Annotated in this window: 15 protein-coding genes; 11 read left to right on the top strand and 4 right to left on the bottom strand. The window is 70.8% G+C overall.

Annotation, left to right across the window (positions count from 1 at the left end):
• Positions 1-19 precede the first annotated feature (19 nt).
• Positions 20-1,522, bottom strand: coding sequence for an alpha/beta hydrolase (locus SK571_RS41370; protein WP_319989581.1), 1,503 nt, complete (start codon positions 1,520-1,522; stop codon positions 20-22).
• A 422-nt stretch (positions 1,523-1,944) separates the two neighbouring features.
• Between SK571_RS41370 and SK571_RS41365 the strand changes: the two genes are divergently transcribed.
• The 4 genes from SK571_RS41365 to SK571_RS41350 all read left to right on the top strand — a co-directional run bounded on the left by SK571_RS41365 (position 1,945) and on the right by SK571_RS41350 (position 5,935).
• Positions 1,945-2,928: a ribose-phosphate diphosphokinase gene (locus tag SK571_RS41365; RefSeq protein WP_319989617.1), complete on the top strand. Its 984-nt coding sequence runs from the start codon at positions 1,945-1,947 to the stop codon at positions 2,926-2,928.
• Positions 2,929-2,971: 43 nt separating this feature from the next.
• Complete coding sequence (locus tag SK571_RS41360) at positions 2,972-3,688, top strand: DUF427 domain-containing protein (RefSeq protein ID WP_319989580.1); 717 nt, start codon at positions 2,972-2,974, stop codon at positions 3,686-3,688.
• A 73-nt stretch (positions 3,689-3,761) separates the two neighbouring features.
• On the top strand, positions 3,762-4,385 hold the full coding sequence (locus SK571_RS41355) for a TetR/AcrR family transcriptional regulator (protein ID WP_319989579.1): 624 nt from the start codon (positions 3,762-3,764) through the stop codon (positions 4,383-4,385).
• Positions 4,382-5,935, top strand: coding sequence for an MDR family MFS transporter (locus SK571_RS41350; RefSeq protein ID WP_319989578.1), 1,554 nt, complete (start codon positions 4,382-4,384; stop codon positions 5,933-5,935). Before SK571_RS41355 ends, SK571_RS41350 begins: the two co-directional genes overlap by 4 nt.
• A gap of 51 nt (positions 5,936-5,986) precedes the next feature.
• On the opposite strand, the gene SK571_RS41345 is transcribed toward SK571_RS41350, so the two are convergent.
• On the bottom strand, positions 5,987-6,463 hold the full coding sequence (locus tag SK571_RS41345) for a hypothetical protein (protein ID WP_319989577.1): 477 nt from the start codon (positions 6,461-6,463) through the stop codon (positions 5,987-5,989).
• 86 nt (positions 6,464-6,549) lie between these two features.
• Between SK571_RS41345 and SK571_RS41340 the strand changes: the two genes are divergently transcribed.
• The 3 genes from SK571_RS41340 to SK571_RS41330 are packed head-to-tail and all read left to right on the top strand — an operon-like array spanning position 6,550 to position 9,253.
• Positions 6,550-7,761, top strand: coding sequence for a serine hydrolase domain-containing protein (locus SK571_RS41340; protein WP_319989576.1), 1,212 nt, complete (start codon positions 6,550-6,552; stop codon positions 7,759-7,761).
• Entirely contained in the window at positions 7,758-8,621 is an 864-nt protein-coding gene (locus SK571_RS41335) for a sensor histidine kinase (RefSeq protein ID WP_319989575.1), read from the top strand. The genes SK571_RS41340 and SK571_RS41335 overlap by 4 nt, the downstream gene beginning before the upstream one ends.
• Entirely contained in the window at positions 8,618-9,253 is a 636-nt protein-coding gene (locus tag SK571_RS41330; protein WP_319989574.1) for a response regulator transcription factor, read from the top strand. Before SK571_RS41335 ends, SK571_RS41330 begins: the two co-directional genes overlap by 4 nt.
• A gap of 10 nt (positions 9,254-9,263) precedes the next feature.
• Here SK571_RS41330 and SK571_RS41325 read toward each other — a convergent pair whose 3' ends face one another.
• Positions 9,264-10,709, bottom strand: a complete 1,446-nt coding sequence (locus SK571_RS41325) for an aldehyde dehydrogenase family protein (protein ID WP_319989573.1) — start codon at positions 10,707-10,709, stop codon at positions 9,264-9,266.
• Positions 10,710-10,739: 30 nt separating this feature from the next.
• Positions 10,740-11,501, bottom strand: coding sequence for an IclR family transcriptional regulator (locus SK571_RS41320; protein WP_319989572.1), 762 nt, complete (start codon positions 11,499-11,501; stop codon positions 10,740-10,742).
• 63 nt (positions 11,502-11,564) lie between these two features.
• On the opposite strand from SK571_RS41320, the gene SK571_RS41315 reads away from it, so the two are divergent.
• From SK571_RS41315 to SK571_RS41300, 4 genes are read left to right on the top strand one after another with little or no spacing between them, the layout of a single operon-like run.
• Positions 11,565-13,961 (top strand): ATP-binding protein, encoded by a 2,397-nt coding sequence (locus SK571_RS41315; protein ID WP_319989571.1) that lies wholly within the window; start codon positions 11,565-11,567, stop codon positions 13,959-13,961.
• Positions 13,958-14,683, top strand: coding sequence for a phosphotransferase (locus SK571_RS41310; RefSeq protein ID WP_319989570.1), 726 nt, complete (start codon positions 13,958-13,960; stop codon positions 14,681-14,683). The genes SK571_RS41315 and SK571_RS41310 overlap by 4 nt, the downstream gene beginning before the upstream one ends.
• Positions 14,684-14,717: 34 nt before the next feature.
• Complete coding sequence (locus SK571_RS41305; RefSeq protein ID WP_319989569.1) at positions 14,718-14,870, top strand: hypothetical protein; 153 nt, start codon at positions 14,718-14,720, stop codon at positions 14,868-14,870.
• Between the two features lie 16 nt (positions 14,871-14,886).
• Entirely contained in the window at positions 14,887-15,063 is a 177-nt protein-coding gene (locus SK571_RS41300) for a hypothetical protein (protein ID WP_319989568.1), read from the top strand.
• Positions 15,064-15,081 lie beyond the last annotated feature (18 nt).

Below are 15,081 nucleotides of genomic sequence, written 5' to 3'. Positions count from 1 at the left end.
GTCCGCAGAAGCGCTCTTCCTACCGGCTCGCGACCGGCCGCGTCGACCGCCGAAAGTCGTGACCGGCCAGTTGGGACGCGTTGTCGAGGAACGGGTTCGGGTTCGCCGCGCACACCGTCCCCTCCGCGGGCAACGAACCGTTGAGCAGGTAGGAGTGGATGTGGTCGATCGCGCACTGACTGCGCCGGTACGCGATGTGCCCCCAGCCCGCGTACTCCAGCAGGCGACTGTTCGGCAGCTGTCGCGCGACCGCCTGCGCGCCACGGAAGTCGGTGGAGCCGTCGAACCGGTTGCCCGCCACCAGAACCGGCGCGGACGTGCGGGCCCGCCACGGCCCGGTGTAGCGGTCGGGGCCGGCTGGCCAGTCCGCGCAGGCGCTGTTGCTCCACCACCAGTGGGGACCGAACTCCGACCCCGCCTCGGCGTAGCGGGACACCGCCCGGTACGCGCCGAAGGTGCGCGGGAACTCGGTGTCCGCGCAAGTGGTGCCCAGGTTGGCGTCGAAGAAGTTGTCGTAGGCCGCCGCCGTCTCCGTCGACAGGTCGGTGGAGACGGCAGAGGCGTCGGACAGCTGGTCCAGCACCGCGGCCACGTCCGTCCAGCTCTCCGAGGCGAACCCGGCGAACAGCGCCCACGCGATCACCGCGTCGTAGGTCCACACCTCGGTCCCGAGCGTGATCGGCTGGGCGCGCACCGAGTCCAGCAACGCGTGCCACCGCTGTTTCGAGTTCGGCCCGAAGGCGCACGAGGCCTCGTCGCAGAGCCGGAAGAACTCGTCGAGCACCTCTTTCGTGGCGATCCGATCGGCCTCGATCTGACGCCCGCTCGACCAGAGCTCGGGGTTCAGCACGCCGTCGATCGCGAGGGCGCGGATGTTGTCCGGGAACATGTTCGCGTAGGTCGTGCCGATGTACGAGCCGTACGAGGTGCCGAAGTAGGTGAGCTTGCGGTCGCCCAGCGCGCGGCGCAGCAGGTCGAGGTCGCGCACGACGTCGGCGGTGCTCATGTGCCGTGCGATGGGCTGATCGCAGCGAGCCGCCAATGAGCGATAGCGGTCGAAGAACGGCCGTTCCTGCGCGGGCTCGTACGGGAAGATCGGTCCGGCGGCCAGGAACTCCGCCCGCTCCTGGTCGGACGCGAAGCAGCGCAACGGGTTCGACCGGCCGACGCCGCGCGGGTCGAAGCCCACGACGTCGAACCGGCCCTGCACCCCGGCCGACATCTTCTCGCCCCAGGCCCACACGTGGTCGATGCCCGAGGCACCGGGTCCGCCGGGGTTGAAGAGCAACGACCCGATGCGCCCTGCCTGATCGGTGGCGGGTTTGCGCGTCAACGCCACCGTCGTGGTCGCACCGCGCGGTTCGTCGTGGTCGAGCGGCACCGTGATCGTGGCGCACTCGAAACCGGGGTGTGCCGGCGCGCACGCCGCCCAGGTGATCGACGGAGCGGGAGGTGCGGCCTGGACCGCCGGGGTGAGGGCGACCACGAACGCCACCACGGCGCCGAACACGAAGAAGCGCATGGGGAGTTCATAGCCGCGCTCAGTCGGAGCGTCGATGCTTTTGGCGAACTCCCAGATGGTCGGCGATCTGGTCGTGGATGGGCGTGCTCATCACGACCGGGCTCGTCGGCGGGGTCTGTGGTGTCGCCGCGGGTGTGTCCTGGTTGTCAGGCATGAAGGGAGCGTAGGGATGGTCATTGACCCCTCAAGGACGCCGATCAAGGAATCACACCAGTCGTACCCCAAGAGGTGAATCGGGTTCCCCCTATCTATACCCAGCGTGGGACCTCGGACCTGCTACCGGACCCCCTGTGGGTGCCCCCGATGGAGTTAACGGGAATTGCCCGGCAACGTGGAATCTCAGCGGACGGACGCGCGGTTGCGTGATCTCGCGGCCATGCTGAACGATCGGATCGAGGGCCGGACGAGCGTGGAGCGTGACGATGGTCAGCGGCAAGCCGGGCATCGCCAAGCGGCAGCTCATCCTGCTCAGCGGCAGGGCGCACCCCGAGCTGGCCGAGGCCGTGGCCAAGCACCTGGGCGTCGCCATCACCCCGCAGGCCGCCTACGACTTCGCGAACGGCGAGATCTTCGTCCGCTTCGAGGAGTCGGTGCGCGGCGCGGACGCGTTCGTCATGCAGAGCCACAGCGCGCCCGTCAACGACTGGCTGATGGAGCAGCTGCTGATGGTCGACGCGCTGAAACGCGCCTCGGCCAAGCGCATCACCGCGGTCGTGCCGTCCTATCCGTACGCACGCCAGGACCGCAAGTACGCCGGCCGCGAACCCGTGTCGGCCCGCCTGGTCGCGGACATGTTCAGGACGGCAGGCGCCGACCGGATCGTCACGGTCGACCTGCACACCGCGCAGGCCCAGGGATTCTTCGACGGCCCGGTCGACCACCTGCACGCGATGTGGCTGCTCTGCGACCACGTCGGCAGCCGCTACCGGGGCGAGGACCTCACGATCGTCTCCCCGGACGCCGGCCGCACCAGGCTCGCCGAGAAGTGGGCCGACCTGCTCGGCGGCTGCCCGATCGCGTTCATCCACAAGACGCGCGACCCGTTGCGCCCCAACGAGGTCCTGGCCAACCGCGTCGTCGGTGACGTCGAGGGCCGCACCTGCGTCGTGGTCGACGACATGATCGACACGGCGCTGACGAGCACGACGGCGGCCCGGCAGTTGCTGGAGCAGGGCGCGAAGGACGTGGTGCTGGTCGCGACGCACGGCGTGCTGTCCGGAGACGCCCACGACCGGCTCGTCGCGAGCAAGGCGCGCGAGGTGATCCTCACCGACACCCTGCCGATCCCGCACGAGAAGCGGTTCCCCGGCCTGACCGTGCTGAGCATCGCGCCGCTGCTCGCCCGCGCGATCCAGGAGGTCTTCGAGGACGGCTCGGTGACGAGCCTCTTCGACGGCAACGCCTGACCGTCCGGGAAGCCCGCGCGGCGCTCCCGTGTTGGTATGGGGCATGGGCGACTTGCGAGTGGAGACCTCGGCGAAGAGGGTCCGTGCGTACTTCGGTGGCGAACTGGTCGCGGACGCGACCACGCCGCGCCTGGTCTGGGAGATTCCGCACTACCCGGCCTACTACCTGCCCCTGACCTCGGTCCGCGCCGACCTGAAGGCGACCGGGGAGACCAGGGGTGACGGCGTGGTCCACGACGTCGTCACGCCCGGCGGCACGGCCTCCGGCGCGGCGTTGACGTACCCGGACTCGGCGCTGCTGCGGGACCTCGTCCGGCTCGACTTCGCGGCCATGGACGAGTGGCTCGAAGAGGACGAGCCGATCTACGTCCACCCGCGCGACCCGTACAAGCGCGTCGACGTCCTGAGCAGCTCACGGCACGTGCGCGTCGCACTGGACGGGGTGACGCTGGCGGCTTCGTCGCAGCCGCGGATCCTGTTCGAGACGAGCCTTCCACCGCGCTACTACCTGCCGTTGAGCGATGTCCGGTTCGATCTGCTCAGGCCGTCGGACACGCAGACGCAGTGCCCGTACAAGGGCACGGCCACGTACTGGTCGGTCGAGGTGAACGGTGTGACCCACGACGACCTCGTCTGGATCTACCGGTCGCCTCTGCCCGAGAGCCAGAAAGTCGCTGGAATGGCCTGCTTCTTCAGTGAGAAGGTCGACCTCTTCGTCGACGGCGAGCTCCAGGAGAAGCCGAAGACTCCCTGGTCGTAGCTACCGTGAGCGAGTCATAGTTCACACACTGCAAAGTTGCAGTGACTGCAAAACGATCCTGTACTCTTGCCTCGTGAACCAACCGGGGGAGAGCCTGCGCGACCGCAAGAAGCGCCGCACCCGTGCCGCGCTCGAGCGGGCGACCGTGCGTCTCGCCGCCGAGAAGGGCTACGACCACGTCACCGTGGAGGAGATCGCAGCCGAGGCCGACGTCTCGGTGCGCACCTTCTTCAACTACTTCGCGAGCAAGGACGAGGCGCTCATCGGCGCGGACCCCGAGGCGGGCCCGCGCATGGCCGAGCGGATCCTCGCCTTCCCCGACACCGTCACGCCGTTCGAGGCGTACCGGTCGTCGGTGCTCGCGGAGATCACCGACGAGCTGAACAACGCCCGCGACCTGTGGCTGCTGCGCAAGGAAGTCCTCATGCAGCGGCCGGACCTGCTGGTCCGCGCGTTCGCGAACAGCGCCGAGTCCGAGCAGCTGCTCGCGGACGCGGTGGGACAGCGGGCAGGGCTGCCCGAGTCCCACGTGTACCCGCGGCTGCTGGTCGCCGCCGGCAGCGCCGCGTTCCGCTGCGCGGTGACGCGCTGGGCGCGCGACGACAGCGTCGCGCTGGGTGAGCTCGTCAGCGAGGCACTCGGCCTGTTCGGCACCGGGCTGGCTCACGCACCACGTCGTCACGAAGGGGGATCATGAGCATCGAGGCGGAACCGACACCGGTCCACAGCAAACGCGAAGTCGTCCAGGCCATGTGGGGCCTGATGCTCGGCATGTTCGTGGCCATCCTCGCCGGCACGGTCGTGTCGAACGCGCTGCCGCGCATCGTCGCCGAGCTGAAGGGCTCGCAGTCGATCTTCGCGTGGATCGTGACGGCCGAGCTGCTCGCGATGACCGCGACCGTGCCGTTGTGGGGCAAGCTCGCCGACCTCTACAGCCGCAAGCTGCTGATCCAGGCGTCGCTGAGCCTGTTCGTCGTCGGCTCGCTGATCGCGGGCTTCTCGCAGAACGTCGAGATGCTCATCGTCAGCCGCGTCGTGCAGGGCCTGGGCGCCGGTGGCGTCACGGCGCTCGCGACGATCGTGATGGCCGCGATGATCCCGCCGCGTGAGCTCGGCAAGTACTCCGGCATGTTCGGCGCGGTGTTCGGCGTCGGCACCGTCGCGGGCCCGCTGATCGGCGGCGTCCTGGTCGACACCTCGTGGCTCGGCTGGCGCTGGTGCTTCTTCATCGGCATCCCGTTCACCCTCGCCGCGATCTACATGCTGCAGCGCACGCTGCGCCTCCCGGTCGTGCGCAACGAGAAGACGAAGATCGACTACCTGGGCGCGTTCCTGATCGTGTCCGGCGTCTCGACGCTGCTGATCTGGTCGTCGCTGGCCGGGCAGAAGTTCGAGTGGGCGTCGGGCTGGACCGCCGGTCTCGTCTCGCTGGGCGTGCTGCTGCTCGTGGCGGCCGTCCGCGTCGAGGCCACCGCGCACGACCCGATCGTGCCGCTGTCGATCTTCCGCAACCGCACCGTCTCGCTGGCGACCATCGCGAGCGCCCTGGTCGGCATCGCGATGTTCGGCGGCACGGTCTTCCTCTCGCAGTACTTCCAGCTCTCGCTCGGCAAGACGCCCACCCAGGCCGGTCTGCTGGGCCTGCCGCTGATCTTCGGCCTGCTCATCTCGTCCACGGTGGCCGGTCAGATGATCACGAAGTTCGGCAAGTGGAAGGCATTCCTGGTCGCCGGTGGCGTGTTCATGGTCGGCGGCATGCTGCTGCTGTCCACGATCACCGCGCAGACCACCGTGTTCATGGTGTCCGTGCACATGTTCGTGCTCGGCGTCGGCGTCGGCCTGATGATGCAGAACCTGGTCCTCGCGGCGCAGAACGACGTACCGGCCAAGGACCTCGGCGCCACCACGTCCACCCTGACGTTCTTCCGCTCGCTGGGCGGCGCGATCGGCGTCTCGGCGCTGGGCGCCGTGCTGGCCAACAAGGTCTCGTCGCTCGCGGCCGAGAAGTTCGGCGCGATGGGCGGCGTCACCGGCGGCGAGAACAACGTGCCGGACATCTCGGTGCTGCCGCCGGAGATCAAGGCCGTGATCGCCGACATCTACGCGACGGCGACCGCGGAGATCTTCCTGGTGGGCGCGCCGTTCGCGGTGCTGGCGCTGCTCGCGGTGGCGTTCATCAAGGAGAAGCCGCTCAAGGAGACGAGCGGTGACGACCGGCTGGCGGCGGAGATGGCCGCGGGTCACTGAGTCCGTTTTCATCGAGGCCCTCGACCTTCGTGGTCGGGGGCCTCGGTGCGTTCAGAGCCGCGGGAGCTGTTCGCCGGGCTGCGGGTAGCGGCCCTGTTCCAGGCGGAAGAGGTAGGCGCGCAGGTCGTTCTCGAGGTCGCCCGCCAGGTAGGCGAGGAAGTCGTGTCCGCCTTCGGCGGCGCCGAGCTCCTCGGAACTGCTGCCCGCGGACCACTCGGCGATCAGCTCGGTGATGTGCTCCTCGACCTTGCCCCGGTCGTTCCACCAGGCGCGGACGGCGTCCGGCGTCCACCGCTCGTCACCGTCGCGACCGTAGCCGTCCCAGGGATCGTCCTCGCCCGCCTGCCAGACGTTCTGGACCTCGTCCGGGGTCTTGGGCTGGCGGTAGATGAACTCGTTCTGGAACTCGCCGCCGTAGAGGACGTGGCGTGCCGCGACCCGCCGCCCGGTCCAGCAGGTGTCGGTCTGGCCCGTGTAGAAGGGGCCGGGCACGTTCAGCCAGTGCTTCTCCGCCCAGTTGTCGGTCACCCACCCATGATCCCCGACTTTCGTCAGGGGTCCACTGTGTCTTTCAGGTCGGGTCTCGCCCCGCGCTGATCCCTACGTTCTGTCTCATGGTTCTCTGGGGTGCAGCACTCACGCTGCTGGTGTCCACGTACATGGGAGAGGCGTCCCTTCCGGGCGTCGCCGTCGCGATCACCAAGGGAGACCAGGTGATCGCGGTCCAGGGCTTCGGCCACGACTCGACCGGCGCGCCGATCACCGCGAACTCCAGGATGGCGATCGCCTCGGTCAGCAAGTCGTTCACGGCGCTCGCGGTCCGGCAGCTCGCGGACGCCGGGAAGATCGACCTCGACCGTCCGGTCCTCGGCTCGCGGGTCACGCCGCGGCAGCTCCTGGCGCACGAGTCCGGGATCAGCGACCGGACGTTGCCGGAGAAGAGCCTGCCGCAGCCCGGCGACGCGGCCGGGGCGGTGGAACGGGCCCGCGAGGCCCTGCGGGAGGCCGTGCCCGACGGCGAGTTCCGCTACACCAACACGAACTACCACCTGCTCGCCCGGCTGGTCGAGCAGGCTTCGGGCGAGAACTTCAACGCGTACCTGAAGAAGCACGTCTTCGAGCCGTTGGACATGAAGGACACGGTGGCGATCGACGTGACACCGCGGGATCTGCCGCCGGACTTCCGCAAGGGGTACGGCTACGCCTACGGGTTCTCGGTGCCGCTGACCGAGCCGGACCGGTTCGTCACGGGTTCGGACGGGGTGGTCAGCACGGCCGCGGACATGGCGAAGTGGCTGGCAGCACAGCCGAAGCTCGGCCCGCGTGACGGCATGGGGTGGAAGGCGGACGCGGAGGGGCGGTTGCGGCACAGCGGGATCTGGTTCACGGGCACGGCCGGGCAGCTGCTGACGTCGTCCGGGTACGGCATCGCGGTGATGGCCAACAGCGGGGTCACGCTCGGCAACGAGGGCACGCACGCGCTGGAGAACGCGATCGCCGACGTCCTCGACGGCGAGGAACCGCCGGAGCCGGAGTCGTACCGGCTGCTGGTCGATCTCGTGCTGGCCGGGCTGACGTTGTTGTCGGCCGGGCTGGGGATTCGCGCGTTGCGGCGGCCCCGGAGGTTCCACAAGGCGTGGCAGGTGTTCAGGTTCGTGCCGCTGGGCGTGCTGCTGGCGTTGCCCACGCTGCTCGGGCTGCTGTACGGCGGTGGGCGCGACATCACGTTCCTCCAACTGGCGCACTACTCACTGCCGCTTGTGGTGTGGTTGGGCGTGTCCAGCACGGTGAACCTGGCTCTGGCGGTCGTGAGGTGGGTGCGATGAGGGTCGTGGCGCTCGGGGTCTGCGTGGCCGTCGCGTTCGGCACGTCGTTCTTCATGGAGGAGAACGTGCCGCCGTGGACGATCGTGGTGTGCGCCGGGCTGTTCGTCGCCGCCTTCCTGCTCGGCAGGAGGACGGCGCCCGGCTGGCCCGCGATCATGTTCGCCGCGGCGGGCTTCATCGGGTTCACGCAGCTGATCGTCGTCGGGCTGGCGGTGGCGCTGCCGTGGTTCCTCGGCCGCGTCGCGGGGCAGCAGGCCGCGTTGGCCGCCGCCGAGGTGGAGGCCGCTCACCTGCGCGAACGCACCCGGATCGCGCACGAGGTCCACGACACGCTGGGCCACGAGCTCAGCCTGCTGGCGCTGCAGGCGGGTGCGCTGGAGCTGAACCTGCCTGCTGAGCACCAGGAGGCCGCGGCCCAGCTCCGGGTGACCGCCTCCACCGCCACGGAACGGCTGTCGGCCCTGGTGTTCCTGCTGCGCGACGGCGAACCGCCCGCGGTGGCCGACCTGCGGGACCTCGTGGACCGCGCCGTGGCGGCCGGGATGCAGGTTGAGTTCACGGTGGAGGGCGGCATCCCGTCCACTGTGGAACGCACGGTGCACCGGGTGGTGCAGGAAGCGCTGACGAACGCCGCCAAGCACGCGCCGAAGTCCGTCGTGGACGTGAAGGTGACGTCGGGGGAGGGCAGCACCGTGGTGGAGGTGGGCAACGAGGCCGGGTTGCGGCGGGGCGCGGGCAGCCGGCTGGGACTCGTCGCGTTGCGCGAACGGGTGCGGATCGCGGGCGGTACGCTCCGGGTCAGCCGCGACGAGGGCCGGTTCGAGCTGGTCGCGACGGTGCCGCACACGGGGGAGCTGTGATCCGGGTTCTGCTCGCGGACGACGAGGTGCTGGTGCGCGCGGGTGTGCGGGCCATCCTCGGCGCCGATCCCGAACTCGCGGTCGTCGCGGAGGCGGCGGACGGCCGCGAGGCGATCGACCTGACGTTGAAGCACCGGCCCGACGTCGTGCTGATGGACATCCGGATGCCCCGCCTCGACGGCCTGGAGGCGGCACGCGAACTGGCCCGTCTCGGGTTCGGCGTGGCGATGCTGACGACGTTCAACGACGACGGCTACCTCGAACGGGCGCTGGACGGCGGCGCCCGCGGGTTCCTGCTGAAGTCGGGCGATCCGCGCGAGCTGATCGCCGGTGTGCACGCGCTCGCGTCCGGCGGCGCCTACCTGGCGCCCAAGGTGGCGGCCCGGATGATCACGCGGTTCCGCGGCGGGCGGGTCGGGCAGGCGCGGTCGCAGGTGGAGTCGCTGACCGCGCGGGAACGCGACGTGCTGGCGTTGCTCGGCGAGGGCCTGTCGAACGCGCAGATCGCCCGGCGCCTCGACCTGGTCGAAGGCACCGTGAAGGGGCACGTGAGCGCGATCCTGAGCCGCCTGGGCGCGGAGAACCGCGTCCAGGCGGCCATCGTGGCCCACGAGGCGGGCCTGATCGGTTAGAAGAGTTCGCTCAGAACGGGAAGTGGCCGTGCTCGCTGGCGATCGTCACCCAGCGCGTCGCGGAGAACGCCTCGATGCCCCAGCGGCCGCCGAACCTGCCGTACCCGCTGGACTTCACGCCACCGAACGGTGCCTGCGGCTCGTCGTCCACCGTCTGGTTGCCGACGTGCACGATGCCGGTGCGGATGCGTTGCGCGAGCCCGAGTCCGCGCCGCGAGTCCTCGGTGAGGATGCCCGCGGTGAGGCCGTGCTCGGTGTCGTTCGCGATCGCCACGGCCTCGTCGTCGTCGGCGACGGGCACGACGATGACGGCCGGGCCGAAGATCTCCTCCTGGAACACCCGCATCTGCGGCGTGACGCCGTCGAGCACTGTCGCGCCGCCGTTGCCGCCCGCACGGACGGTGGCGCCGTTCGCGACCGCGTCCTCCACCAGCGCGGCGACGCGCGCAGCCGCTCGTGGGTTGATCACGGGACCGATGACGGTGCCGGGGTCGGCGGGGTCGCCGTGCGGCAGCGAACCGACCTTGGCCGCGAGCTTCGCGGTGAACTCCTCGGCCACGGCCCGGTGCACCAGGATGCGGTCGGTCGACATGCAGATCTGGCCCGCGTTGTGGAACGCGCCGAACGTCGCCGCGTCCACCGCGTGGTCGAGGTCGGCGTCGTCGAGCACCAGCAGCGAGTTCTTGCCGCCGAGCTCCAGCACGGCGGGCTTGAGGTGTTGTGCGGCAAGGGTTCCGACGATCCGGCCGACCTCGGTGGAGCCGGTGAAGTTCACGGCGCGCACGCGGGGGTCGGTGATCAGCGCCTCGGCGACCGCGGCGGCGTCTTCGGGGGCGTTCGTGACGACGTTGAGCACACCGTCCGGCAGCCCGGCCTCGCGCAGCACGTCGGCGATCAGCAGCCCGGCCGCGATCGGCGCGTCCTCGCTGGGCTTGAGCACGACGGTGTTCCCGGCGGCGATCGGCGCCGCCACGGCCCGCGTGCTCAGGATGACCGGCGCGTTCCACGGCGCGAACGCCGCGATGACGCCGAGCGGCTCCCGCACCGCGAGCGACAGCTGACCGGGCACGTCCGTCGTCAGCACCTCGCCGACCGGCTGGGTGACCGCCGCGGCCGCCTCGCGCAGGACGTTCGCCGCGAGCACGACGTTGAACCCCGCCCACCCGCCGACGCCGCCGACCTCGGCGGCCATCAGGGCGACGACCTCGGCCGTCCTGGCCTCCAGCCCGTCCGCGGCCCGCAGCAGGATCCCGCGTTTCACGGACGGCGACGTCGCCGCCCACCCCGCGAACGCCTGCTCGGCGGCGTCGACGGCCCGTGTGACGTCCGCGGGACCGGCCGCCGCGACGACGGCGTAGACCTCGCCGGTGAAGGGGTTGAGGTCGTCGGTGGTGCGGCCGTCCAGCGCCGGAACGCTGTCGCCGCCGATGAGGAGCTCACGTTTTTCGCTTGCCACGGTCACGGATTCAAGCGGCAGACCACCTGATCATCCAAGCCCGGCTTCCGGTGGGTGGAAACTGGGCTCCAGCATCCGCGCGATTCCCCGAGCCGCCACCTGCAACGCCGCCACCAGCCGGGCCCGCACGTTGCGCAGGTCGGGCACCACGATCCCGAGCGCGGCGACGACGTGCCCGTCCACCTCGACCGGCACCCCCACGCTGCACGCCCCGAGCGTCATCTCCTCGAACGTCTGCGCGTACCCGTCCCGCCGAATCCGGTGCAGCTGAGCCCGCATCCGCCCGGGCTCCGTCACCGTGAACGCCGTGATGCGCGTCAGCCCGTGCGTGAGCACCTCCTCCTGCACCTCCTTCGGCGCGTGTGCCAGCAACACCTTCCCGACTCCGGTCGCGTGCAACGGCAACCTGCTCCCGGTGGTGCTCACGATCGGCACCGACGCGTGCCCGGAGACCCGGTCCAGGTACAGCACCTCGGTCCCCTCCCGCACGGCCAGGTGCACCACAGCGCGGGTCGCCGCGTGGATGTCGTGCAGGAACGGCTCCGCGACCCGGCTCAGCTCCACCTCACCGGCGGCCAGCAGTCCGAGCCGCCAGATCCGCCTGCCGATCACGTACTCGCCGGAGTCCAGCCGCCGCACCGCGCCCCACTCCGCGAGCTCCGCGAGCAGGCGGTGGGTGGTGCTGATCGGCAGCCCGCTGCGTCGGGCGATGCCGCTCAGCGTCTGGCGGCGGTGCCGGCTGTCGAAGGTGCCGAGCAGCGACAGCAGCTTGGAGGAGACGGTGGCGGCCACCCTGGGGATTCTGCCCGGTCCGTCCCAGCTCAGCCGGTGAAGCCCAGGGCTAGTATCGGGCGGATGGCCGTGACACCGGAGGGAAAGCTGCGCGCCCTGCACCGGGCGCTGGCCGCACACCCCGACGAGCCGGTGCTGTTCGCCGACCTGATCCGTGAGGTCTGGGGCGAGAACCCGCCCGCGGGCCCCCTGCCCGCACTCCGCAGCCTGGTGAAACGGCTGCGTCGCTCCATTCCGGACGAGATCGTCACGGACGCCTCCGGCTACCGGCTCAGGGTGCGCACGCCCGGCCCGTGCCAGCTGCCCGCCGACCTCCCGGACTTCGTCGGCCGCGAGCACGAGCTGGCGCGTCTCGAACGCCTGCCCGGCGTCACGATCACCGGCGCGCCCGGCGTCGGCAAGACCGCGCTGGCCGTGCGGCTCGCGCACCGGTTGCGGGAGCGGTACTTCGACGGCCAGCTGTACGTGAACCTGCGCGCGTTCTCCTCGGGGTCGCCGGTCACCGCGGAGCAGGCGCTCAGCGGGTTCCTGCGCGCGCTGGGGGTGCCGCAGACCGCCATCCCGCCCGACCTGGAGGCCCAGACCGAGCTGTACCGGCAGAAGCTCGACGGCAGGAAGGTGCTGGTCGTGCTCGACAACGCGGCCGAGGACCTGGTCGAACCGCTGCTGCCGCGCGCGCCCGGCTGCCTGGCGATCGTCACCAGCCGGCACGACCTGCCCGGCCAGCTGCGGCTCGACGTGCTCACCGACGACGACGCGCACGAACTGCTGACCCGCATGGGCGTTCAGGGCACGCCCGAGGAACGCGCCGAGCTCGTCAGGCTCTGCGCGCACCTGCCGCTCGCGTTGCGCATCGCCGGGGCGAACGTGGCGCACGGCCACATCGAGGACTACCTGACCGAGCTGCGCGGCGATCGGCTCGACGTGCTGGAGATCGACGGCGACGCGGCCGTGCGGGCCACGTTCGAGCTGTCCTACCGGGCGTTGAGCGACGAGGCGAAGCGCGTGTTCCGGCGGCTCGGCCTGCCGCCGGGCGCGGACACCGGGCTCGACGCCACCGCCGCGCTCGCGGGCCGTGATCCCGGGCCGCAGCTCGGCGAACTCGTGAAAGCCGGGCTCGTCGACCACGTCGGCGTTCGCTATCAGCTGCACGACCTCATCAGGCTGTTCGCCGCCGAAGCAGCGGACGACGACGACCGGGCCGGCCTGCTCGACATGTACGCGTGGTACCTCAGGACGGCGTACAACGCCATCTCGAAGGTCGTGCCCGAGACGAGCCTCCTGACCCGGCCGGACCTGGCCGGGCCGAGCCTCGCGTTCAGCGAGCGGGCCGAGGCGGCGGCGTGGCTGGAGCAGGAACACGCCAACCTGGTCGCGGAGGTGGTCGCGGCACCGTCGCCGTACGCGCAGCAGCTCGCCGACGTCCTGCGGATCTACCTGCACGTCGGCCGGTTCGAGATCGACAAGGCCATGGTGTTCCACGCCGCGCTGCGCACCGCACGGGCGGCCGGCGACGGGGAAGGGCAGTGCGCCGCGCTGTTCGGGCTCGGCATGTCCGCGTGGACCCGCAGCGAGTACGGCGACGCGCTGGACCACTTCGCGCAGGCGCTGGAGCACGCCCGGACGCCGTTCGCGATGGCGGCGATCAGGAACGGCATGGGGATCGTGCACCTGGAGTCGGGCGACACCCGCCGGGCCGAGGAGTGCTTCGCCGAGGCCCTGCGGCTGCGCCGGGAGATCGGCGACGACCACGGCGCCATCGGCACGCTGATGAACCTCGGCATCACCCACGGCACCCGCGGCGACCTGCGCGAGGCTGCCCAGCACTTCCGGGAGGGCGCGGACCTCAGCCTGCGGCTCGAGCTGTTCAACCAGGCCGCGATCACCCTCGACAACCTGTCCGTGGCCTACTTCGAGCTGGGCGAGCTGGACCAGGCACTGGCCACCAGCCTCGAGTCGGTGCGGTTGCACGAGAGCCAGGACCAGCAGCGAGCACTCGCCAACGCGCTGGCCAGTCTCGCCCGCATCCACGCCGAACGCGGCGAGATCGCCGAAGGCCTGGCGGCGGCGGAAAGGTGCTTCGAGGTCGCGAGGGAGACCGAGCACCCCAAGGCGCGCATCGACTGCCTGGTCGCGATGGCCGTGCTGGATCCGGCCGGTGCGAAGCAGCACGCGGCGGACGCGGCCGAGCTCGGCCGCAAGATCGGCTACGGGCCGGGCGTGATCACCGCGTCGATCCTGCTCGCCCGCGCCACCGGGTCGGCCGAGCTGATCGACGAGGTGCTCGGCACCATCGAGGAGACCGACAGCCTCATGGACCAGTCCCGCGCGTTGCTCGTCCGCGCGCAGATCACCGGGTCCGTCCACACGGCACGCGCGGCGCTCACCGCCGCCGAGCGCCGCGGCCAGGAGAAAGTCGCTTCGGACGCACGGGAGTTGCTGGTAACACTGGGCGGGTGACGTACCTCGGTGAGGGCTGGGACAGCACGGCCGTCCTGGTCGGCGGACGCTGGGTGGAACGGCGGCCGCGCCGTCCGGAGATCGGGCCGCAGCTCGTGCGCGAGTCGGTGGTCATGCCGTGGCTCGCACCCCGGCTGCCGCTGCCCGTCCCGGTGCCCGTGGTCGTGTCCGAGGCACCGGTGGTGGTGCGGCACGAACTGGTGCCAGGGGAGGAGCAGCACGCGCTCAACGCCGTTCAGGGTCGCCAGCTGGGCGAGTTCCTGCGTGCCCTGCACGCCGCACCCGTCGCCGAGGCCGTCGGACGCGGCGTCGGCCCGAGGCGGCTGCCGATCGAACGCTTCCGGGCGGAGGTGCGCGTACCCGGCGCCGAGGAACTGCTCGCCGCGCTCGACGGCCTGCCCGCCGACACGCTCGTCCACGGCGACCTCGGACCCGAGCACGTGCTGGGCCGCGACGGCGTGCTGACCGGCGTGATCGACTTCGGCGACCTGCACGTCGGCGACGCCGCCATCGACCTCGCGTGGGCACTGCACTCCACACCGCCCGAGTTCGCCGACGCGCTCGCCGACGCCTATGGCGTCACGCCCGACCTGCGGAAGCGGGCACTGATCTGGCACCGGCTGGGACCGTGGCACGAGGTCCTGTACGGCAACGACATCGGTGATCCCGAGGTGGTGAAGGTTGGGCTGGCTGGAGTACAGCACCGGCTTGGAATCGGGTAACCCCCCTCTGACAGCCACAGTCGAGGAGGACGAGATGCCCTGGGTTCGCCGCCACCGCCGCAGCGCCCCGTACAGCTGGTTCCGCACCACGACGGTCCGCAGCCACTACCGCAGGCCGCAGGGTTCAATGTGGATCGGGATCGTGGTCGCGATCGCCGTGATCGTGCTGCTCATCGCTCTGTTCTGAGGGTAGGGTCGGGTGCATGGGACAGTTGGGCGAGTTGTTCCCCGGCCCCAAGGTCCGCCGCGAGGCGACGGACGCGGGCACGGGCGAGGACTACGAGGAGACCGGACCGCTCGACCTCACGGCGGGCGCGGTCCGCTTGAGGCCGCGCCCGAAGCCCGCGCCGCAACCCGAGAGCACCGACGGCACCGAGTGATCACCGGTACTACCCTTG

The organism is Lentzea kristufekii, from assembly GCF_033949925.1.
Lineage (GTDB): Bacteria > Actinomycetota > Actinomycetes > Mycobacteriales > Pseudonocardiaceae > Lentzea > Lentzea kristufekii.
The sequence above is the reverse complement of the archived record's forward strand: the minus strand, read 5'-3'. Positions and strand labels throughout refer to the sequence as shown.

Coding starts and splice junctions, on each gene's coding strand:
- SK571_RS41370 (WP_319989581.1), bottom strand. CDS start 1,522: ATGCGCTTCTTCGTGTTCGGCGCCGTGGTGGCGTTCGTGGTCGCCCTC.
- SK571_RS41365 (WP_319989617.1), top strand. CDS start 1,945: ATGGTCAGCGGCAAGCCGGGCATCGCCAAGCGGCAGCTCATCCTGCTC.
- SK571_RS41360 (WP_319989580.1), top strand. CDS start 2,972: ATGGGCGACTTGCGAGTGGAGACCTCGGCGAAGAGGGTCCGTGCGTAC.
- SK571_RS41350 (WP_319989578.1), top strand. CDS start 4,382: ATGAGCATCGAGGCGGAACCGACACCGGTCCACAGCAAACGCGAAGTC.
- SK571_RS41340 (WP_319989576.1), top strand. CDS start 6,550: ATGGTTCTCTGGGGTGCAGCACTCACGCTGCTGGTGTCCACGTACATG.
- SK571_RS41335 (WP_319989575.1), top strand. CDS start 7,758: ATGAGGGTCGTGGCGCTCGGGGTCTGCGTGGCCGTCGCGTTCGGCACG.
- SK571_RS41315 (WP_319989571.1), top strand. CDS start 11,565: ATGGCCGTGACACCGGAGGGAAAGCTGCGCGCCCTGCACCGGGCGCTG.
- SK571_RS41305 (WP_319989569.1), top strand. CDS start 14,718: ATGCCCTGGGTTCGCCGCCACCGCCGCAGCGCCCCGTACAGCTGGTTC.
- SK571_RS41300 (WP_319989568.1), top strand. CDS start 14,887: ATGGGACAGTTGGGCGAGTTGTTCCCCGGCCCCAAGGTCCGCCGCGAG.